Raw genomic sequence first — 20,515 nt, 5'->3', positions numbered from 1 at the left:
AACCTGCCGCGCCAGTGCGCCGCCAAGCCAAAGTCCAGTTACTCGGTGACCAGCAGATCACCCAGTGAGGCCGGTCGTCTGGGCAGATGACTTCAGCAGGGGATGGGGCGATGGCTCTCTGCGCAGCCATCCTCAGCTGGCTCTTCCCTCGTCAGGACGCGAGCTGGGGTGCTGGGTGCGAGTGTCCCCTGAGGACGCGGCGGGCGCGGCCCGTGGCCACGGTGCCTCCCTGGTGCAGACAATCGGTGTCGAAGAGGACCAACGTGCCAGGCGGCCCCTGCAGGCTGACAGGGATGTACCCCTGATGCCCATGTGTGATCGGGAGTCGCTCCTGAGGCATTCCCGCTGCCAGATGAGCTTCCCGGATCGATCTGCTGCGGTGGTGGGTGGCTGGTACGAAGGCCGGTGCCCCCCAGTCCATCTGGGCCGGAGTCAGGCACACGTAAGCCTTCAGAGCATGCTTGCGGTCGTAGTGCAACTCGGTCACGGGAGTTGTATGGGCCACATCGAGCGTCAGGTAGGCGAATTGGTTGATGGAGGCGGCTTCGCCGAGGTACGAGGCTGCCACCGTTGCCAGTGTGGTGTCCTTGAGGAAAGCCTGTGTCTCGGGGAAGGCATGGGCGGCGGCCGCGGTGAGCCGCAACGCGCGGGACGGGATGCCTGGGCGGTAGGCGACTTCGGCAACTGCCTTCCCGCCGGGGCGCGGTGGCACACTGCGCTCGTCTGCCGGCAGGAAAGCATGGCGATGTTCTGCGAGCAGCCGGTCGAGTCTCTCGTTGCATATCCAGGCCGACGCGGCGACCACGCCGAACTGGCGCAGGAGCGACAGCCAGCGGTCCGGTTTGCGGTACTCATGTGGCGCCAGTTGCGGAAGTGTCTTCACTCATACCCCCAATCGGCGGCGAGTGCCGGAAGCCCACCACCGTGACGTTGTACCACTGGGTGCTCCAGATCCGGTGTGCACCGAATGTCGGCAGGAAGTTCTTTCAGCACCTGCGATGGCCACTCGATGAGCGGAAGCCGCGCGGTTTGTTCCACCTGGGCAAGAACGTGCGCAGGGGACGAAACGAGTTCTTCCAGGCGGACGATGAGGGCGGGCGCGTTCAGGGAGGCGAGCACACGGCGCGCGTGGCGAAGGGTGATGTCGACGAAGTGCACCGCTTCTTCAGGCCGCATCCCGTCGACCTGAGATGCGGTGAGCTGGAGGACCGTTTCCACCGGATGCCGCACGGCGTACAGAAGACAGTCCTGCGGGCCGATCATGCTGGTGATGAGAGGGGAACAGTGGGGACCGATTTTGACGGCCAGGTGGGAGCCTCCGGAGGCTGTCAGCAGCATCGTCTTCCTGATGAGGGACTGCCACCGAGCGTGGGGCAGCGGGGTTGGCATCCACAGCCGCCCGTACACGGGAATCATGATGGGCCGAGCCTGCGTCCAAGTGAGAAGCGCGTCGGCGGCCTTACCATCGTTCGCTGATCCGGCGCGGAGTCTGCTGACCACCTCTGTCAGGGCCTGCGCAGCGCGCCGCGGGAGCCACATCTGCTCGTCGTTCGGGGCATGTGCCAGCAGTCGATTCACTGCGGCCACCGTCGGGACGTTCCAGACGGGTGCCGTGGTGACGGACGGGTGAGCGGTCAGGGTCTTAAGGGTGGAGTCGGCTCCTGACCGGCCTGGTCCGGCGGCCACGAAGACAACTTTGTCCGGTTCAGTCACTGTCAGTGCTCTTCTCCCACGCGGTCACGCGTGCGTTGACCGTGTCGCGGATGGTGGAAAGCAACGGGCGGGGTGTCACACCGGTCCGGGCGCGGAGTTCCGTCCACCGCGCCGGGTCCGCGGCAGGAGGGTGTCGACTGGAGGGGAGGTCGGCTCGCGCGAGGCGAATGCGGCGGCCGGTCGCCTCCTGCACTGCTTCGGCTGTGGCGTGGGCGAGGGCAGCCAGGTTCAGTGGGCCGGATGTGGCGTCGACAGGTCCCTGGCCCGGCCAAGCCAGGGATACGTCGGTGACCGCCGCCATGACCGCCGAGGCTTCGCGAACGTCGAGGAAGTCGACGGTGCGTTCACGTGACGGGATGGCAATGGCTCCGGTACGCAAGGCGGTATCTGTCATCCGGGTCACGAACGAGTCGCCCAGGCCAGCTGGAGACGGACCTGCCAGGACCGTCAGGCGGACGATACGGACCGGTCCCCGATGCATCGCCGCTGCCTGCTCGGCGGCGCGCTTGCTGCGACCGTAGTCGTCCAGCTCGCCTCGTCGGGCGGTGACGGCGCGTGAGGAGGCGAGCACCAGGACCGTGTCGTGGCCGATGGCGCGGAGGAGCGGTGCCAGGGCTGTGAAATTGGCGTTCCATATGTCCTGCGAGGGGCGCGAGCGCAGGGCCCCTGCACAGTGGATGACAGCCCGGCAGTCGATGGATTCCGGCGCTAGCCTTTCCAGCCTTCCCAGACTGGCTTGGTACTGCCTCCCGGATACGTGTAGTTGGCGTACCACGGCACTGCCGAGGTACCCGCGGCACCCGGTCACCGCCACGCTCATGAGGTTGCCTGCTCATCCTCTAGGGGCACGGCCCGGGTCCGGTATTCCGGGACGTGCATGTCGATGACGAGCCCTGGCTCGGGAGGTTGCGCCGGTTGGGGTGGTCGGCGTAACACACAGGCCTCGTAGAGCTGGTCGAGCTCGTTGAATCCCAACCGCGCGCGCAGGCCCGTCAGCCCGGTCGGTCTTGCGTTGACCTCGAAGAAGCGGACGCCTCCGTTCGGCGTACGGCGGCCCTGCAGGTTCCAGGCCCCCCAGGCGCCGTGTCGGGTCAGGGCCTTGTATGCCTGATCGGCGACGCCGAGTGCTCCCGCATCGACGACCTCCACGAGACGGGGTACGCCCTGCTGCAGGTTGTTACGGGTGGTGAAGCACCCCAGGTAGTGGCCCAGGGGACCGATCAGGAGTTGAACGGAGTATTCGCCGTCCTGGGCATGCCGGTCCTTGGCCCTGTCCCAGGAGCGGCGATCTTCGGGTTCGAGCGGAACGAACTCCTGGGCGATGTCCTGGCCGGACGTGAAGTGTGCGCGCAACTCGTCCTCGGTGTGTGCGAACCGCACACCGTGTGAGGCGTTGCCGTGGCGGGGCTTGATCAGCAGCGGGTATCCCACCTGCCCGGCCAGTTCCAACGCGTCTTGAGCGGTGGCTGCCGTCCGCGCCATCGACAGCGCAGAGCCGGCGAGGAGCAAAGGTGTCGAGGCCTTGTCGTAGGCCTGCAGCACGGCCGGGGCCGGGCCCGAGGCGAGGGAGCAGCCCAGCAGGGTGAGCCGTTCGTACAGCTCGCACAATGCCGCCGCGTCCTCATCGCGGCCGGGAACCACCAGACAGGGCCCGGCCTCCTCCGCCAGTGCGAGGACTGTGTCCTGGAACAGAGGCCGGCTGCGCGTCGGCGGGCACGTGAGGGTGGGCGTGCCGTTGAGCATGCGGGAGGGCAGTGAGCTCAGCCCGGTCACGCGGTAGGCATGTGAGCTTGCCATCGCCGCCTGCTGAACCGCCTTTCCCACCCCGCTGGCGGCGCTCGTCAGAACGATCCTGCGCGGCGGGGTCACGACCGCGCCCTCAGGGCAAGGTATCGGGCGCGCCCGTAGTACGCCTGTGCCGCTCGTCGATAAACCGCCGCCACGGGTGCCTTGAGGGGCCAGGGGGTGTCGGGGTACCAGGCTTCCAGGCATCGCCCCATGTCCAGATAGGAGTCACCGGGCCGTGCCCGGAACAGCCGCGCGATGAGCCACTGGGCGCAGGTGCCCAGTTCGAACAGATACAACCGAGGCCGAGTCGTGGTGATCGACTTCAACTGTTCGAGCAGTCGGTGGCGAGTGACATGAGTGCGCAGAGCCGGCAGGACGGGATCGCTGAACAGCGAACCATTGGGACGCCGGTCGGGCCAGGGCGGTGAGGGCTGGAACGTGAAGTGTTCCGGATCAAGGTGCCAGCGGTCGGCAAGATCCCGCATCTTCTCGGGCGCCACCACGACGACGTGATACCGGCGAGCGATCTGCGGAAGTTCCAGCAGGCTGAGGGAGACAAGACCATGCGTCAGCGTCTGAGCGAACTGGAAGGGACGGTCGCCGAGCTCGAACCGGCGGATCAGGTCGCCGTAGGAGTAGTCCCACTGCCAATAGCTGAGCAGACGAGGGTCGACACCGGCGCGCAGGCTGAACGCCGGCTTGCGGAGTTTGCCGGTCAGGTAGTCCAGGTCCAGGCTGATCGTCTGTATCCACCGTGGATCGTCCGGAGGGCGCACCACGTCGTCCAGGATCTCCTCCAGATACTCCAGATACGCCTGGCGTTGAGCCACGACCTCAAGCGTCGGCTCGGCAGTCCGCTTGAAGATCATCTGGTCGCATCGGCGATATCCGTCCGCGCTCCACCCACCCGTGGTCAGCAGAGCCAGGTGGTCCCAGATGCCGTGTGTTCTCTTGGCGAAGGCGACCCCGCCTCCGGAGTCGAGACCCGCGAGGAGTTGGTCGCAGGGTGGGTTGCGCACCCACAGCCTCGCCGGGCCGCTCATGAGGCCGCCTCGGCCACATGCCCGGCGACACGCATCAGAGTAGGGCGGGGAATGTCTCCCCACAGGGGCAGACACAGTACGTCCTCGGCGGCGGCGTCCGCGACAGGAGTTGGGTGGGGGCACCGGGCTCCTCGGCCGCGGTAGCGATGGCTGAAGTACCGCCTGCTGTCGATGCCATGCCGGTTCAGGAAGGCGTGCACCTTGTCGGCCAGCGGAGCTGCCCCGGTACGCAGCCGTGCGACGGCGTACGCGTAATTGCTGCTCACCGTGTCCGACGGCCACAGGAACCGGATCGAGGGCAGGTCGCTCAGCAGGTCCCGGTACACCGCGGACGCTTGCGCACGGCCGGTGACTTCCGCGTCGAGCGTTCTGAGCAATGACAGCCCTACGGCGGCTTGAAGCTCGTTCATCTTGGCGTTCGTGCCGTACTCTTCCGCGCCGCCCCACTCCCCGAGACCGAAATTGCGCAGGCGTCGCACAGCCTCGGCGGCATCGTCGTGGGGCGTGCACACCGCACCCCCCTCGACCGTGTGCATCACCTTGGTGGCGTGGAAGCTGACGGCGCTCGCGTCACCGAACGCCGTGATGGGCACCCCGTCAACACGTACCCCCACCGCCGGCGCGGCGTCATAGACGAGCGCAAGACCGTGGCGGCTGGCGAGCGTTTGCAGCCCGGTGACATCAGCCGGGTGACCGAAAGCATGAACAGCCACAATCGCGCAGGTGCGCGGCGTGACCAGTGCAGCCACCGAGGCGGGATCCAGCGTCAGCCAGTCAGGCTCTACATCGGCCAGGACCGGAACCAGCCCATTCCAACGCAGCGCCTGAATCGTCGCGGGAAACGTGAACGCCGACGTGATCACTTCCCCGTCGAGCCGCAGCGCCCGACACGCCAACTGCAGGGCCATGGTTCCGTTGGCGGTCGCGACCACGTTGTCCCATCCCAGTTCCTTGTGGAGCGCGGCCTCGAACCGGCGCAGCACGGGACCGTCGTTGGTCAGACGCCCGCTCCTCCATATGCTGTCCAGGGCCGAGGCCAACTCGCCCGAGGCGGGGACACGAGGACGGACCAGCGGTACACGCTCACTCCCGCGGAGCTCATCATCTTTCACCAGACCTCCGTTGGAGCGCGGTAGCCGTAGTACTCGATCTCCTCGGCGAGTTCGGCGTGCATCCCTGCCAGCCCCTTGTCGGACAGCGAAGCCGTGCGGTCATGAGACGGCTGAATCTCGGCACTGGCCCGGTCCAGCCAGTCGCTGTCGGGGGGCAGGTGAAGGAAGGCACGCACCTCGTCCAGTACCTGCCGCGGCTCGGCGACCAGACGCTCGTGCCGGATCATCGCAACACGTTCGTCATCCAGGGCGACGTCCCGCCAGGAGCGAAAATAGGCTGCCGTGTAGGCGGCGGCCTCGACCGGATCCGGTGGCCCCCAGTCTCTGCGTGTGTGCGACAGAGCGACATGCACCGGGTGACGTGCCATGACCACCACCCGGCACTCGGGCATCAGTAGACGCAGCCGACGAATGTACTGCGCGTTGCTCGGGGTCTTCTCGCACAGGAACGGACGTGAGGGATCCAGCGCGGCGGCTCGGAAAACGGCGGTCAGGAACGCGGCGAACGGCGGGGCGAGTTCCCTCGAGGACATCGGAGGCGGCAACGGCAGCCGCGGTCGGCCCACGAGCCGCACCGTACGGGCACCGAGACCGGCGAAGAGGCACTCAAGCGCTGCCTGCACCTCAGGGGTGTCACCAAGCGTCTCCCGCACATGACTCGAAAAGCCCGCCAAAGCTGCACTGGCTGCGCCAGGTGTATAGCCGACGTCCGCATCGAGTATCGGCCAGACCTCGCTGATCGCCTCCAGCATCCGCGTCTCGCCTCCGCTGACGGCGCTCACCTGAGGATGGCTGCACAGCAGACGCTTGACCACACTGGTCCCGGTCCGCCCGTGCACGCCCCCTACGAAGAACAGCTGCGGTGCCGGACAAACCCGCCCGCCGGACGTTCCCTGCACGTTCGTTACCTCCAGACCAGCCAGTTCCATGCCATGCCACACTTCACTTGCTGGGTCGAGACACACGACCGTGTCCGAAGGACCACATTGAGTGAGGAGTGTCCCACTGACGGGGCATCGACTCCAGACCGCGTACATAGGACAAAACCGGACCTACTTTCCTGTCAGCTTCGGCGGCACTTGCAGATGGGCATCTGAACGGCTTGCGGTGTACCGGCGGGGCGTCTCGGACTGCGGGCACATGCCGCTGTTCCACATCCACTGCTGTAGCCGTCCGGGGAAGTCGCGGGCGGCCAACCAGACGATGAGGTCGTGGGCGATCCGACCGAAGCTGGTATCGGCATCGGTATCGGCCTCGTGGCACGTCGGGTGGTGTCGCGGCCAGCGACCTCGTAGCCGCCTTCGTCCAGGACGTGCACGGACGCGAACCAGGGGGGCGTCCTCGTCGGGCTGGATGGCGTGAAAGTGTTGTCCGCATCGTTGAGTTCGCTGATCAGGTCGAGCAGGGCGTCCTCGGACGGGTCGTCGATACGGTGGCCGTTCTCGCTCTCGACGCAGTAGTGGTTGCCGCCACGGTCCGCTCTTCCCTCGTCCGGACGCGCTGCCGATCGCCGCCGTCGGGAGGGCATGCGACCGCGGACAGCACCGCCAGGTCACAGCCACTCGTTGATTGCAGGTATGTGGACGGTCGCCTCGAACCGGACGGCGGACTTGTCGAACCTGCTGGCCACCGCCCGATTTCGGGCGGTCCCAGGGACCGTCGGCGGACCAACGGCGGGAGCGTTCGTAGCCGCCGTCACCGGCCTGGAGCTGATGACCGCCCTGCGCCCACCAACCCGCGCGGTGAAGGACCCAGCCACCGGCACCTGGGTGTCCGGCCCGATGGTCGGCGCGCATTCCGGAGATGGCTTCCTTCGGAGGGGGAGGACGGACAGACGGGGCGGGAGTGCGCGATGCGCCTACGTCATTGGTAGCGCCGGTGCGTGCGCGTAACGGTGCGTTGGCTGCATGCGCTGTGCGGCCCTGGAGAGTGCTGGTGTACTACGGCCCGGTACGCGTGCGGTTGCGCGGCTCGTGTCAGCAGTTGTGAGGGCTGGGCAGTGGCCGGCCGTGCGGCGGCGGGGCAGGGCCCGTTCAGCTGATGATCGAGTTGAAGAAGAGAACGGCTCCGGCGAAAGCGGCTCCTCCTGTCATGACGGCTCCAGCTGGTGAGCCGCTGGCCAGCATGGCCAGGACGCCGGCTGCGACTGCGGTCAGGACGCCTAGGGTCAGGATGATTGCGGCGCGTTGGCCAAGGAGCGGCCCGTTGGGCTGAGACAAGGTCAACTCCGAGGAGGCGGGGGCGGGTTGCCCGTGGCGGATGCCTGTTATCTGGAGGTGTAGGCGCCGCCGCCCTACCACCCCACGTGTGATGTGAATCACAGATCGTTACGGGAAGTGGGGACACCGCCCGCGTGGGCCGGCTTCCCGGACCGCGACTAGAACCCCTGTTACCGAGGCGCGCCCCCAGCCCGCCGGTCCCGCCACGGAGCAAGGGAGCCACTGTGTCCGACACGACAGCGCGCAGCGCCTCGCCCAGTGATCAGGATTCCCAGCCTGCGGTGACCGACCTGACCGATCCGGACGAGGCCGACCTACCGGCTCTGGAGCATTCCCTGGGCAGGCCAGGGTCAGCGGAGGATGCCGCGGAGGATGCCGGCGCCCGCGCGCAACGCCGCCTGGCTGACGCTCTGTTGCTGGAAGCGATCCGCCGTGACGGACTGCGGGGGCCGAAACGAAAGGTTCGTCACGCAGCTGACCCAGTACGCCCTGGCCATCTTCAAGGGGTGGACCGCCAGCGGAGAGGTCTTCGACAAAGCCGCCCGGGCAGCACGCCCCATTCCCACGCACAAGATCGACAAAAGCTGGGGTCGCGCGGATAGGCTCGACGTCGCCGCTGAGGCGATCGCCGGTGGCCTGAAGATTTTCCGCACCTATGCCCTCGAACGGAAACGATGGCATCCCCGCGGCGGCGCAAGCCTCACCACCTACTTCGTGGGAGCGTGCGTCCTGGCATTTCCCGCCGCGTATCTGAACTGGTTCCACCAACGAGAACACTGGCGCAGGGTGGTCATAGCGGTCGGCCACGATGAGGACCCCCAGACCCTCCTGGACCAGATTCCCGCTCAGCAGGACAGCGACCCTGCCCTCCAGGCCGCCCTGTGGGACGAGATCGAGCGCCTGCCGATCCACGATCCTCGAACCCGCCGCTGCTTGTACCTGTGCGCTCTGGGCTTCACCCAGGCAGAGGCCGGGGAGCGCGTCGGCCTCTCGCCACGCGCCGTCGAAGGCCGACTACGCCGTCTGCGGCACAAGCTCCAAAACGGTCCCATGGAAGGAGGAACATCATGACCATCCTCCAGTCAGCCCCCACTTCGTACCCCGAGGACGCTGCCATGGACGAAATCGACTTCGATGCTCTGCTCGCGGCCTCCAGCCTTGGCGCACCGCAGGTGACCGCCCTGCGCGATACGCTCTCCGCCCTGGAACGCCAGCGCTTGCACACTGCTGTCGAACGTGCGCAGCAAACGGCTGCAACTACGCGCTCCCGAAGGGAACATGAGCCGGAGAGCGCGCTCGCCAGTGCGATCGACTTCGGCACCACCGCCAGCACCATCACCGTGCACAGCCCCCACGACAGCACCCGGGACACTGCGTCAGAATCGGGAGCGGACTCAGTTGCCGACTCCGTGCTCGAGCTGGCTGAAGCAGCACGCCTCGCCAGCGCGTCGATCACCATCTGTGTCGTCGGAGAATTCAGGGCTGGGAAATCCCTCCTGCTCAACACGCTGCTCGGTCGGGGATCCGGAAAGTCGGACTCCGGTGTTCAGCAAGTCGTGTTCGTGGACACGCCTGGAGCGACGGCTGAACCGGCCATCTCGCACCCTCCTGTGCAGGCCGCCTCAGCCCGGCAACGCGATACCGATCCCGCCCACATGCGCAGCATGCTGAGGGGGAAATTGCGCCAGGCGCGGGGTGCATCCGCGCTGACGCAGACTCAGGTAGCCGAAACCCTCGAGTGGTCGCTTTCCAAACTGATTCGGATCGAGACCGGATTGGTCAGCGTGTCCCGGAAAGACCTCCGGCGGCTGCTCGCGCTCTACGAAGTGACCGACCCGCGAGAGGTGGAGGACCTCTTCCAGCTCGCGCGTGGCGCCGCACCTCGTCCTTGGTGGACTGCCCGCTGGCGCAACAACGAGATGGGTCAACTCCGGCGCTACTGCCAGTACGTCACTGTCGAGGACGTGCCTGAACCTCATGCGAGGCTGGCCCCGTATCAGGACTGGGACTGGCATCTGCATGTCGCCCGAACCCGGACCAGGGAGCTGTTTGCGCAGCCCTATGCCTGGCGGTACACACCCGTCCTGGGCGGACCTGCCGCCCGTGCATGCCTGGATCCGTCCAGCTCCGTGCCACAGCATCCTGCAGCGGCCGACGGCTATCGAGGCCGGCACGCAGGGCAACTGGTCATCATGCTCGGGCCGCCGCTGACAGGACGGAACGGGACCGGTGGGCCATACCTGCGGGACGAGGCGATCCCAGGCCTTGTGACGCCACAGGTCGTCGAGGACGCCCTCGGCCTTGCCCGCACCATGCACTGCGCACACGGTGAACCGGCCGCAATCCACGTGGTGCTGTTCCATCCGATGGCCGACTGCGCATGGCATCCGACAGCAGGGGCCGCCTGGACACGCGCGGCCTGCCACCTCCAGATACGCAGGAGTTCGGCAAGGGCGGGCTCGGATCTCGCTGTCCCCAAGAGCCTGAGGGTGTTCGCACAGATGAGGGAAGACCCCACACTTGCCTTCCGACTGCGCCCACTGCCCGTGCCGCCAGCGAGTGAGGTGTGGGTTCTGCCATGGCAGCCCGCTTCGTCCTGCGCTGTCGGCGCGCTGCACACACGCTGCATCTTCCGCGGCTACGCCACCCCACGGCCCGGGGAACCACCCTTCCTGTCGACAGGAAGCGAGCACTTTCCTGAGTTCACCGTACCGTGGCTGTGGGACGCGCCGCCGTCCACCATGCATCGGGCGAATCGGCCTATGCCCGTGGACGCAGCACGAGCCGGACTGGCCTGGTACTGGTTGTATCCCCCCGAGGTCATTCCGCCGGGGGTGCTCGGCTGGGCGCCTGGCAGCATCGGGCTTCCCGTGGGAGCGCTGCGGCAACTGCCATCCCCGGCAATGCAGCCCAGCCCGCAGGACTGGGACGTCCCGACAGCCCGCCAGGATCTGCAGGCGGTGGTGCTGATGGGCCTGTACGCCGGCGAAGAACACATGGACCACAGCCTGCATGTACAGCTGATTTACCGCGCCGATGACCCCTACGCTGTCCACGCACTGTTCTACGACCGCTCCAGCACTGTCGTCTGGCGCCTGGCCCGTGAGCTCCTTGCCGACGGCCTGGACCAGCGCGTCGGCGCAGGCGATGTGGCTGTCTGGAGCCCGCAACCGCACACCCACGCGCCCTATCAGGTCACGTTCCTGCGGCTGCGCTCCCCACGGGGCAGCGCGTTGCTCACCGTGCCGCGGCAGGAGTTGCAGGCTTTCCTCCTGCAGACCCGTCTGCTCGTCCCGATCGGCGGTGAATATCGGCACTGCGAGTCCGCCCTGCGCGACCTCGAAGAGGAGATGAACCGGGCGAGCCAACCGCCGGAGAGCGCCTGACGCCAGGGGGACGACGGCTACAGGGCGCCGGACAAGAGCTTTCGGGGCGTTCAGTCGGACTGCTGCGGGGTTTCCTCTCCCGGTGCAGTTGGCGCGGCGGTGTAGAAGACGGACTTGCCCTGCTTGCTGCGCCGGGCCTGACTCTTGGCCACAAGCCCTTCCAGCGTCGTACGGACGACAGTTGTCTTGATGGTGCGGCCTGGGTGCTGCTGTCCCAGCGACGCGGCGATTTCGGCAGCGGAGCGGGGTTCGCTCTGCCCCGCGAGGTGTTCGCGCAGGAGCTCGACGAGGGTCGGCGCGGCGGACGATGTGGCCGGTTCTGCCTTGGCGGCGCCCTTCCGGCTGGCCCGCTTGGGGGTGGCAGTGCCGGTCTGTTTGGCCTGCTTGGCCGAGCCCGGTCCCTTCTTGCGAGGGGCAGGCACCGTCGCTGGCGCCGGGGGCGTCGCCGGAAGGCCGATGGCTTGCTGGATGCTTACCAGAACAGTGTGATCGTGCTGCAGGGCGGTCAACTGGGCCTGGAGTGCCTCGATTTCTCCGCTGATTAGATCCTGCTCCTTGAGATTCCGCTCAAGGTCGCCAGCCACTTGCGTAGCGTACTGAGTGCTCAACTCGGTTGTTCCGGAAGTGGTTTCGGCCACGGTTATCACACCTTTCCTAGGCCCCCAGGGCCTGCGAACCGTGTGGTCCGCGGCGCGGGCGATACTTAACGTGTGTGGTTTTGGGACGGTGCCTTAATGTGCAGCGACCGCATAGTTGTCGTCTAGTGATAGCACGGAAGACGATTGAGTAGCGCCTCGCTGCACGTGTGAGAGAACCCCAGGCAGTACCCGTTTGTGGGCCTGTGCGCAGGCTGCACCTAGCGGTTCATTCATGTGTGGCTTGGCCGTACTCCTGTGGCGGGGTGCCGTAGTCGGCTGTGGGCGTGTCTGTTGTCCGGAGACGGTGGCGGGCAGGCTGCGAAGGTGACTTCCTTCCTGAGCCAACTGCCTGCACTCATAGGTGTCATCGTCGGCGTCTTTGGGACGCTCCTCACCACACGCCTCAACGACAGGGCGCAGTGGTCACGCGCTCTGTCCGTGCGGTGGGACGAGCGAAGGCTTGATGCCTATTCCGAGTATGGTCGCGCACTCAAAGAGGTTCACTTGCTCGCGCATCGCATCACAGCGCCGTCCAGGCCCTCATCACGAGCGCATCCGATCGACCGGACCACGGGGCTTGAGTTGATGGCCGAGGCCGATGCCCAGCGAACGAAGGCTTGGGAAGGGGTCCTTCTACTAGGCGATGCCGACACCGTGGCGGCCGCGCGCGAGTGGCGCTGGGCCGTCCTGCAGTTGGAGCGAGCAGCTCGTGAGGCCGCCGACGGCGACTTCGACTGGGGGGCTGCCGTACGACGCGCAGACGAAGGCCGGGACCGCTTCTACACAGCCGCCCGGGCAAGTCTGACCGTGGGCAGCGGCAACGTGGCCCAAGCGCGATGGCTCATCGATCGACAGATGAACGCGTGAACGCGTTGCCACAACTGAAGGACGTTGTCGGAGCACCTCTTCACCCTTCCCGGCCTCTAACCCCTTCCGCGGTAAGGAGGACCTTCTCGTCGCCGTGTGCGAGGCGGGGGAGAGCGGGTCCTTCATCTCCGGCCGGAGACGAAGGACGGCCATCCAGAGGTTGCGGAAGGCCGGTCGCCGCCGCATGCTCACCTACCGCTGAACCAGGCAGTCATCTACTCGGCCGGTGCTGCCGCTTGGGACAGAGCGGGGGCCGCGCTGAAGAGCGCGTACACGGAGGCGCGGACCTGGTCTGCGACCACCTCGGGTGTGGAGCTGTCCAGTTTGCCGTCGAGGTGCAGGAACGCCAGGCCGTGGACGAGGGCCCACACTGTGGTCGACAGCGCTTCCGAGTTGTCGACACCCGGGAAGGCGTCGCGGACGATGCCCTGCACGTACGCGGTGATCACGGCAGTCGCGGCGACGCGTTCCGCGCTGGTCGGGTCGCAGGGCTCGGCGAACATCGCCCGGAACAGAGCCGGGTGCTCGAGCGCGAAGTGCACGTAGACGACCGCGACCGCGGCCAGATCATCAGGGGTCGACGGCGCGGGGTGGACCGCTGCCAGGTGCTCGGCGAGCTCGCGGTATCCCTCGGCGGCGACCGCGGAGACGAGTGAGTCGCGGTCCGCGTAGTGACGGTAGGGGGCGGTCGGTGACACGCCGGCCCGGCGGGCGACCGCGCGTAGCGAGAGCCCCGCGCTGCCGTCCTCCTCCAGCAGCTCCCGCGCGGCCCGCAGGCAGGCCGCGCGCAGGTCGCCGTGGTGATACGTGCCGCTCTGCGACATAAGTCACACTTCCTCATGTGTGCAGTGCTCACATTGGTGCCCTAATGTGAGTGGTGCATACATCGTAGGTGATCGACATGGAAGAGGAAACCGGGATGACCACCGAGCTGTTCTCGCCACTGCTCCTGAGCTCCGGGCAGGTGCTCAGCAACCGGATCGCAAAGGCCGCCATGGAGGAGAACATGGCCGGCAACGGCCAGCTCCCCGACGAGCGGCTCTTCACGCTCTACCGGCGCTGGGCCCGCGGCGGCACCGGCCTGCTCATCACCGGGAACGTGATGGTGCATGCCGAGGCACTGACCGGCCCTGCCGGAGTCGTACTCGACGAGCACGCACCCCTGAAACCGTTCACCGAGTGGGCGAAGGCCGGCAAGTCCGGCGGCGGGGCGATCTGGATGCAGATCAACCACCCCGGACGCCAGGTTGCGTCCGACATGCCCGGCGTCGTGTGGGGCCCCACCGACATCGGCGTTTCCCTCGGCAGGCACAGCAGCCGCTTCGGCCGCCCGACGGCCATGACCGCGCAGCAGATCGAGGACACCGTGGCCCGGTTCGCCATCACGGCACACCGCGCAGAAGAGGCCGGCTTCGACGGCGTGGAGATCCACGCCGCGCACGGCTACCTTCTGTCGCAATTCCTCTCCCCGTTGGTCAACAAGCGCACCGATCAGTGGGGCGGATCACTGCAGAACCGGGCCCGGATGCTCCTGGACGTCGTCCGCGCGGTCCGCACAGCCGTCTCGCCGTCCTTCGCGGTCGCGGTGAAGCTCAACTCAGCCGACTTCCAGCGCGGCGGCTTCGACGCCGACGACGCGCGCCAAGTGATCGGGATGCTCGAACCGCTCGGCGTCGACCTGGTCGAACTGTCCGGCGGCAGCTACGAGAGCCCTGCGATGACCGGCCGCTCCGCCGATGACCGCACCCGGGCCCGCGAAGCCTACTTCCTGGACCTCGCGAAGGACCTGGTGAAGACCAGCCCCCTCCCGCTGATGCTCACCGGCGGCATCACCCAGCGCGTGACTGCAGAGAGGGTCCTCGACAGTGGGGTGGCGGTCGTCGGCATGGGCACCGCCCTTGCGGTCACCCCCGACCTCCCCGACCGCTGGAAGCAGTATCGGGAGGCCGACCGCCAGATGGAGCCGGTGACCTGGTCGGACAAGGCCCTTGCCTCCGCTGCCGGCATGGCAAAGGTCCGCCATCAGATGCGCCGCCTCGCCCGTGGCCGCACGTCCAAGCCCGGCACCCACCCGGCGATCGCCCTGATCTGCGAGCAGCGCAAGCAGCGAAAGGCCCTGCGCGGTTACCGCATCTGGCTGTCCAAGGCGTTCAGCACCGCGGGCCGTTGAACCCGCCCTGGTGGCGATGTCCTCGGATGTGCCCGGTGTACGCAGCTCAGCTGGTACACCGGGCACATCCGCACGCGGCCCCCGCACACTGCCGGCCGACCACGTGATCACTGACGGGTGGCGCGGGGCGGATCAACCGTGAGAGTGGACGTACGGCTTCTGCCTCAGAGCGGCACGCTCTTGCACGCTGAGATGGGGGCAGCCGTGGTGCGCATGGCTGTCGGCAACGACGTCGAGCCGGACGGTGATTCGCCCGGCTCATTCGACACGTGTTTCGTCCCCGGCTGCTGCGGCGGGCTCGAGGACTGGCGTAACGACCACGAACTCATCGGCGACGTCAGCATGCTCGGCTTCGGGCGCGCCCCCAGCGTCGCCGGTCGCAGTGCAACTCGGCGGCACCGTCTGGTTCAACGTCAATGCCGAGCAGAGCGACAGGCCGGTGATCGAGCTGTCCGAACCGAGCTCCGTCGCCGGCTCGCCGGAGCCGAAAGCGACCTCGCCGACTACGCCACCTCGCTGACGCCGCAAGAGCCTCCAGGCGCCTGCCCGACACTGTCCTTCCGTCACGGCGGTTTTGGCCCGCGCCCGCGGCCTTCCCGCCACGCTGCCGGAGCGGTACGACGGTGTGCAAGGCGAAGAGGGCGAGCTCGTCGTGCGGACGGGCCGCCCTCTTTCGCGGGGGGCGTCGGCGGGCGCGGCTCGATCGGGGCCACGGTCCTACGGCAGTCGCTGTTCAGCGCATGCCGGCTGCTTTCATGACCTTCAGGGCGCCGGTCAGGAGACCCGCCCAGGTCTCGGGGGAGATGCGCTTCGGAGGGGTGAACCCTTGGATGCGCTGGTGGGCGACGGTCTGGGGCTCGGTGTACTTGAGGATGCCGTCGGCGCCGTGACGGCGGCCGAGTCCGGAGTCACCCATGCCGCCCATCGGTGCGTCGATGCTTCCCCACGCGGCGGCGAAGGCCTCGTTGACGTTGACGGTGCCGGCGTGCACGCGGGCAGCGACGGCGCGGCCCCGGGCCCCGTTCTCGGTCCAGACACTGGCGTTGAGGCCGTAGGGCGTGGAATTGGCCAGCGCGACCGCCTCGTTGACGTCACGGTAGGGGTAGATGGACACGACGGGGCCGAAGGTCTCGTGGTCGTGCAGCGTCATCTCCGGGGTGACGTCGGTGAGGATGGTCGGTTCGTAGAACAGCGGCCCCAGGTCTGGACGTGCCTTGCCGCCGGCGAGGACGGTGGCGCCCTTGGTGACGGCGTCGCCGACGTGTTCGGTGACCGTTTTCAGCTGGGACGGGGTGGTGAGGCTGCCGACGTCGATGCTGTAGTCGTATGCGGCACCGATCTTGAGCTTCTTGGTGCGCTCGACGAACGTGGCGACGAACTTGTCGCGGATGGACTCGGCCACGTACAGGCGCTCTATGGAGACGCACAGCTGTCCGGCGGAGGGGAAGCAGGCGGCTACGGCGCCGTCGGCGGCCTTCTCGATGTCGGCGTCGTCGAGGACGATCATGGCGTTCTTGCCGCCGAGTTCGAGGGAGGCGCCGATAAGGCGGCGGCCGGCGTCACTCGCGATGTGCCGTCCGGTGGCGGTGGAGCCGGTGAACATCATGTAGTTGGCGTTGTCCATCAGCGCGCCGCCGATGGAGCTGCCCCTGCCGATCACCATCTGCCACACGTCGGTCGGCAGCCCGGCCTCGTACATCAGGTTGAGCGACCACAGTGCGGTCAGAGCGGTCTGGGTGTCGGGCTTTTGCACCACGGCGTTTCCGGCCATCAACGCCGCTATGGCATCGCTGGCGGCCATACTCAACGGGTAGTTCCATGGGGAGATGACGGCGACGACACCCTTGGGGTGGCGCAGTTCGGTGGTGTGGGTGAGGACGAGGATGGCGCCGCGGCGCCGCTTGGGGTTGAGGTACTTGGCGGCGTTGCGTGCGTAGTAGCGGGAGGTGATCGCGATGTCGACCACTTCGAGGTGCGCGTCGCGGCGGGTTTTGCCGTTCTCGGCCTGCATGAGGTCGAGGGCTTCGTCCTGGCGGGCCAGGACGAGGTCGTGGTAGCGCAGCAGGATCCTCTTGCGCTCGTCGAGCGGCGTGGCCGCCCAGACCTTCTGTGCGGTGCGGGCGCGGGCGAACGCCTCCTCGACGTCCGCGGGCGTCGAGACAGGCAGGTCGGCGAGCGGGACACCGGTGTAGGGGGCGTTGGTGGTGACCCGCGCGGCGTTCGGCGCGGCCGAGACCTGAGCGGCCAGACGCTGGAGCATGGTGGGGGTGATGGACGCGGGCAGGCTCGCGCTGCGGGCCGAGGTGGGGCGGGTGGCGTGGTCGGTGGCCATGACGGGGGCTCCTCGCTACTTGTTCCGGCTCTGGACCGAGGTGGGGACCGGCATGTGCAGGGCGAGCTGGCCTTCGGTCATGACGTCGAACTGAATGGTCCTGATCGGCTTGAGGGAGCGCAGGTCGTCGGCCATACGGCCTTCCCCGACATCGAGGGCGATGCCGCGGGTCGCGCGGGTCGTACCGGAGCTGAGCGCATTGGTCTGGCTCAGGGTGGAGTGCCACGCGCCGTTGATCGTCGTGTACGAGGTGAGCGAGCTGACGCGCTCGCCGCTGGGGTGGGCGGTCTGCTTCGGTGTGGTCGCCAGGAGCGAAAGGTCGACTCCGCCGGTGTCGTTGGCCACGCAGGCGGTTGTCCGGCTGTGGTTGATGTCCACGTCGAGCTCGGTGACCCACTTGGGGAAGCCGTACCCGTCGTGGCCGCGTACCTGGGCGATTTCCGTGCTCACCGGCAGGGACAGGACGTAGGAGTCGAGGTGCTCGTTCTTGAGGCCTGTGACGAGGTCGAAGAATCCGAGCTTCCCGTGCCGTGCGGGCTTCACGGCTATGCCGACGGCGGCCTCGGTGTAGAAGTCGATGTCGCACACGTCGTAGCGGAAGAACATGACGGAGATCAGCCCGAGACCCGGAGCGATCTCCAGCGGCGCGAGCTCTCCGGGCAGCCTGGTGCGGATCGCGCGCGAGGGCGCGAGCATCGTGAGCCGGGCGGTCGAAATCGTGTAGTAGAAGTTCGGGGTGAGCGTGGGGCCGATCGGAGAGTCGACCTTGATCTTGGGCAGCTGCCGGAAGAAGTCCACGCCGCTGACGCGGGGGTCACGGGAGATTGCGTCAAGGTCGGGGTTCATCCGGTACCGGTCGTACAGGCCGCCCTTGGGGACCGTGACTGCGTGGCCGCCCAGGTCGACCTTGAGGGTGTCCTGCGGTGTTGAAGCCATGGCGTGGATTCCTCACTCTCATGTAAGCGGTGCACACATGACAATAGAAGGGCAATGTGAGCACCGTCAACACTGGGGTGGCGGGATTCTGCGGACGCGTGCCTGCGGGTGCGGGTGCGGCAAAGGTCCGGGTCGGCCCGCGCCGCGAGGGCGTCTGGGGGCTCCGACGTCACGCCAGGCGTCGTCGGTCCCACCGCAGCCTTCGGGCTGGACGCACTGCGTCAGGGCTGCGCCGAGCTCGGACTCGTCACGGCCTGATCGGCAGAGCACGCCCGCGCGGCGGACGCCGCCGGTCAGACGGGGTACTGCTGGTAGTTCGGTCGCCCTTGAGGGAGTAACCGACGGCCTCGCGGAAGGGGCCGTAAGAACCCATCTTTGAACCGGCCCTCCGGGCCCTCCGAAGCAGTGCCGCTCCGCCGACCTGATCGGCAGTAGCGTCATGGGTTTTCTCGTTACTCCACGGCGCGGCCGATGAGTTTGTGGCTCCCGGCCGGTCCAAGCTCATGACACCTAGGAAAGGACACCGCCATGTCGGAGCTTCTCGTCGACTTCATCACCTCCCTCGATGGCTACGCGTCGGGAGAGGGATGGCCCGGGTTCTGGGGCCTCGAGGGCCCGGAGTACCTCGCATGGCTCGGCGAGCAGCCCGAGGTCACCTATCTGATGGGAGCGAACACCTACCGTCTGATGTCGGGCTTCGCCGCAGGCGAGGTCCCGGATGGCCAAGACGAGTTCAGGCCCGAAGAAGAGGCGTCCGTCGACGAGCTCACGCAAGCGTCCAAGGTGGTGTTCTCCTCCTCACTCGAGGAGCCACTGACGTGGGCCAACTCCACGCTCGTCCGTGACGACGCCGTCGAGGCGGTCCGCGCCATGAAGTCGAGTGGCTCGGGGCTCCTCAGTACGATCGGCAGCCTCAGCCTGTGCCGGTCGCTGCTACGAGCCGGACTCGTCGACCGCTTCCGGGTCGTGATGTTCCCGGTGATCACCGGGGCCACGGGCGAAGAACGCATCTACGACGGCTATCCGGACGTTGCCCTCGAGATGATCGAGCACCGCACTTTCGACGGCCGTATCCAGCTGGTCGAGTACAAGCCCCGCGTGCTCGAGCACCCGCCGCTCGGCGTCCCTGCGTGACGTCGCCCCGTACGCCGGTCTGGGTCGGCCGTCAGGCCGGCGCCGGCGGGCGCGGAGGACGGTGGCGGCGGCCTTGACGGACTGCGAGTCGATTACCACGGCGACGGCGTGCGGGGACCTGCCCATGAACGTACGGACCCGGCGCCGCAGTTGGTCGCGGATGAGGTTGAACCCCGGCCTCGGACCAGCGGGTGAGGAAGCCGAACACCGTTATTTGCAGCCGGTGTCAACGACGTAGCGCAGGGCATCGAGGATCTCGCGACGGGGATGAGCCTCGGGGCGGCTGCTGCGGGGAGTGCGGCACCGGCAGCAGCGGCTCACGGGGGAGACAGGCCCATGAGCCTCCCTCCCCGCCGGGGTACGGCCCGATGGCCCATGCAGGAGGAAGGTTCGTTGTGACCAGGGTGCTGTTTTGCCTGACGAACGGCATGCGGACGGACTGGAGCGGCCCGCCGCCAAGTTCGAGAGCGAGCAGTGCCGAGGCCTTTCCGCGGCGCTGCGAATCTCTTCGGAGAGTGTCCGTCTGACCCGTTCTCTGCAGACTGCCCCCGGGATTTCGAACGGCCAGGAGCGCCGCACCTATGTCCGCAGTCGCCCGCGGATCGGTGAGGAGCCGACCCGTCAGCTTGTCAACGTGGCGCAGACAGTAGCGGACAGTGTTGGGGTGGACAAAGAGGTCACGAACACCAGTCACCTCGATCGCGGGACAGCCGCCCGATGACACGAAGGTTCGAACCCCGCTGCCTGGCGAGCCACCGGTGTCGCGCCCGGTCGGCGCCGCCAGGCAGCCGGCGCTGAGCCTTCTAAGTCGTCCATGCGCAGCCGGACATCGGGCGCGCAGCGGCTGCATCCGGGCAGCCCTGCGGCGAAGGAGTCGGCGAGCTTCGTCGTGGCTGACCGCGCGTCAATTTACCTGCCAAGTGGCAGTCGCCGGCGTGGACCTGGACGGGGTGCGGTCGGCTCCGATGCCGGGTTCGACGATCCAGTCCGGAGGCTGGGGGCGGGCGCGTCGGCGCGTTCTGCTTCGGTCTGCCGCCGCTTGATGGCTGCAGTCTTGTGGTCGATGCGTTCCACCCACAGGGCATGCCAGACCCGCATTCTGTGGAATCAAATCTGCCAAGGGTCTTCGGCTGTGGGGGAGGTGTCTTCCGGCAGTCGTGGGCAGGGTTGGCGGCTG

Annotated in this window: 17 protein-coding genes and 1 pseudogene; 5 read left to right on the top strand and 13 right to left on the bottom strand. The window is 67.5% G+C overall.

The features are described from left to right. Nucleotides 1-151 precede the first annotated feature (151 nt). The 8 genes and pseudogenes from ACWGDB_RS06705 to ACWGDB_RS06670 all read right to left on the bottom strand — a co-directional run. Nucleotides 152-883 (bottom strand): phytanoyl-CoA dioxygenase family protein, encoded by a 732-nt coding sequence (locus ACWGDB_RS06705; protein WP_453821409.1) that lies wholly within the window; start codon nt 881-883, stop codon nt 152-154. Then, nucleotides 880-1,713: a hypothetical protein gene (locus ACWGDB_RS06700; RefSeq protein ID WP_453821408.1), complete on the bottom strand. Its 834-nt coding sequence runs from the start codon at nt 1,711-1,713 to the stop codon at nt 880-882. The genes ACWGDB_RS06705 and ACWGDB_RS06700 overlap by 4 nt, the downstream gene beginning before the upstream one ends. Then, entirely contained in the window at nt 1,706-2,533 is an 828-nt protein-coding gene (locus ACWGDB_RS06695; protein WP_453821407.1) for an NAD-dependent epimerase/dehydratase family protein, read from the bottom strand. Before ACWGDB_RS06695 ends, ACWGDB_RS06700 begins: the two co-directional genes overlap by 8 nt. Further along, on the bottom strand, nt 2,530-3,510 hold the full coding sequence (locus ACWGDB_RS06690) for an ATP-binding protein (RefSeq protein ID WP_453821406.1): 981 nt from the start codon (nt 3,508-3,510) through the stop codon (nt 2,530-2,532). The genes ACWGDB_RS06695 and ACWGDB_RS06690 overlap by 4 nt, the downstream gene beginning before the upstream one ends. A gap of 68 nt (nt 3,511-3,578) precedes the next feature. After that, the gene (locus ACWGDB_RS06685) at nt 3,579-4,544 is read right to left on the bottom strand and encodes a hypothetical protein (protein ID WP_453821405.1); all 966 of its coding nucleotides are present in this window, start codon (nt 4,542-4,544) and stop codon (nt 3,579-3,581) included. Then, nucleotides 4,541-5,656, bottom strand: a complete 1,116-nt coding sequence (locus ACWGDB_RS06680; protein WP_453821404.1) for a DegT/DnrJ/EryC1/StrS family aminotransferase — start codon at nt 5,654-5,656, stop codon at nt 4,541-4,543. Before ACWGDB_RS06680 ends, ACWGDB_RS06685 begins: the two co-directional genes overlap by 4 nt. After that, nucleotides 5,653-6,585: a sulfotransferase family protein gene (locus ACWGDB_RS06675; RefSeq protein ID WP_453821403.1), complete on the bottom strand. Its 933-nt coding sequence runs from the start codon at nt 6,583-6,585 to the stop codon at nt 5,653-5,655. Before ACWGDB_RS06675 ends, ACWGDB_RS06680 begins: the two co-directional genes overlap by 4 nt. 240 nt (nt 6,586-6,825) lie before the next feature. Then, nucleotides 6,826-7,184 (bottom strand): annotated as a pseudogene (locus tag ACWGDB_RS06670) (hypothetical protein); the annotation flags it as partial. A gap of 1,063 nt (nt 7,185-8,247) precedes the next feature. On the opposite strand from ACWGDB_RS06670, the gene ACWGDB_RS06665 reads away from it, so the two are divergent. Then, nucleotides 8,248-8,946 (top strand): RNA polymerase sigma factor, encoded by a 699-nt coding sequence (locus ACWGDB_RS06665; RefSeq protein ID WP_453821402.1) that lies wholly within the window; start codon nt 8,248-8,250, stop codon nt 8,944-8,946. Beyond that, nucleotides 8,943-11,261 carry an SsgA family sporulation/cell division regulator gene (locus ACWGDB_RS06660; RefSeq protein ID WP_453821401.1) on the top strand — a complete coding sequence of 773 codons (2,319 nt, stop codon included), beginning with the start codon at nt 8,943-8,945 and terminating at the stop codon, nt 11,259-11,261. The genes ACWGDB_RS06665 and ACWGDB_RS06660 overlap by 4 nt, the downstream gene beginning before the upstream one ends. A 50-nt stretch (nt 11,262-11,311) precedes the next feature. Here ACWGDB_RS06660 and ACWGDB_RS06655 read toward each other — a convergent pair whose 3' ends face one another. Beyond that, complete coding sequence (locus ACWGDB_RS06655) at nt 11,312-11,899, bottom strand: hypothetical protein (protein WP_453821400.1); 588 nt, start codon at nt 11,897-11,899, stop codon at nt 11,312-11,314. A 324-nt stretch (nt 11,900-12,223) separates the two neighbouring features. Between ACWGDB_RS06655 and ACWGDB_RS06650 the strand changes: the two genes are divergently transcribed. Next, nucleotides 12,224-12,766 carry a hypothetical protein gene (locus ACWGDB_RS06650; RefSeq protein ID WP_453821399.1) on the top strand — a complete coding sequence of 181 codons (543 nt, stop codon included), beginning with the start codon at nt 12,224-12,226 and terminating at the stop codon, nt 12,764-12,766. Nucleotides 12,767-12,981: 215 nt separating this feature from the next. On the opposite strand, the gene ACWGDB_RS06645 is transcribed toward ACWGDB_RS06650, so the two are convergent. Next, the gene (locus tag ACWGDB_RS06645) at nt 12,982-13,590 is read right to left on the bottom strand and encodes a TetR/AcrR family transcriptional regulator (protein ID WP_453821398.1); all 609 of its coding nucleotides are present in this window, start codon (nt 13,588-13,590) and stop codon (nt 12,982-12,984) included. A gap of 95 nt (nt 13,591-13,685) precedes the next feature. Here ACWGDB_RS06645 and ACWGDB_RS06640 point away from each other — a divergent pair, with 95 nt between their 5' ends. Continuing rightward, nucleotides 13,686-14,936 carry an NADH:flavin oxidoreductase/NADH oxidase family protein gene (locus ACWGDB_RS06640; protein ID WP_453821637.1) on the top strand — a complete coding sequence of 417 codons (1,251 nt, stop codon included), beginning with the start codon at nt 13,686-13,688 and terminating at the stop codon, nt 14,934-14,936. Nucleotides 14,937-15,669: 733 nt separating this feature from the next. Here ACWGDB_RS06640 and ACWGDB_RS06635 read toward each other — a convergent pair. Beyond that, the gene (locus ACWGDB_RS06635) at nt 15,670-17,268 is read right to left on the bottom strand and encodes a succinic semialdehyde dehydrogenase (RefSeq protein ID WP_453821397.1); all 1,599 of its coding nucleotides are present in this window, start codon (nt 17,266-17,268) and stop codon (nt 15,670-15,672) included. A gap of 15 nt (nt 17,269-17,283) precedes the next feature. After that, complete coding sequence (locus ACWGDB_RS06630; protein ID WP_453821396.1) at nt 17,284-18,204, bottom strand: acetoacetate decarboxylase family protein; 921 nt, start codon at nt 18,202-18,204, stop codon at nt 17,284-17,286. Nucleotides 18,205-18,732: 528 nt separating this feature from the next. Here ACWGDB_RS06630 and ACWGDB_RS06625 point away from each other — a divergent pair. Continuing rightward, nucleotides 18,733-19,338, top strand: a complete 606-nt coding sequence (locus tag ACWGDB_RS06625) for a dihydrofolate reductase family protein (RefSeq protein WP_453821395.1) — start codon at nt 18,733-18,735, stop codon at nt 19,336-19,338. A 226-nt stretch (nt 19,339-19,564) separates the two neighbouring features. Here ACWGDB_RS06625 and ACWGDB_RS06620 read toward each other — a convergent pair whose 3' ends face one another. After that, nucleotides 19,565-20,188 (bottom strand): helix-turn-helix domain-containing protein, encoded by a 624-nt coding sequence (locus ACWGDB_RS06620; RefSeq protein ID WP_453821394.1) that lies wholly within the window; start codon nt 20,186-20,188, stop codon nt 19,565-19,567. Nucleotides 20,189-20,515 lie beyond the last annotated feature (327 nt).

The organism is Streptomyces sp. NPDC055013, from assembly GCF_053608645.1.
This window is presented reverse-complemented; position numbering and strand designations above follow the sequence as displayed.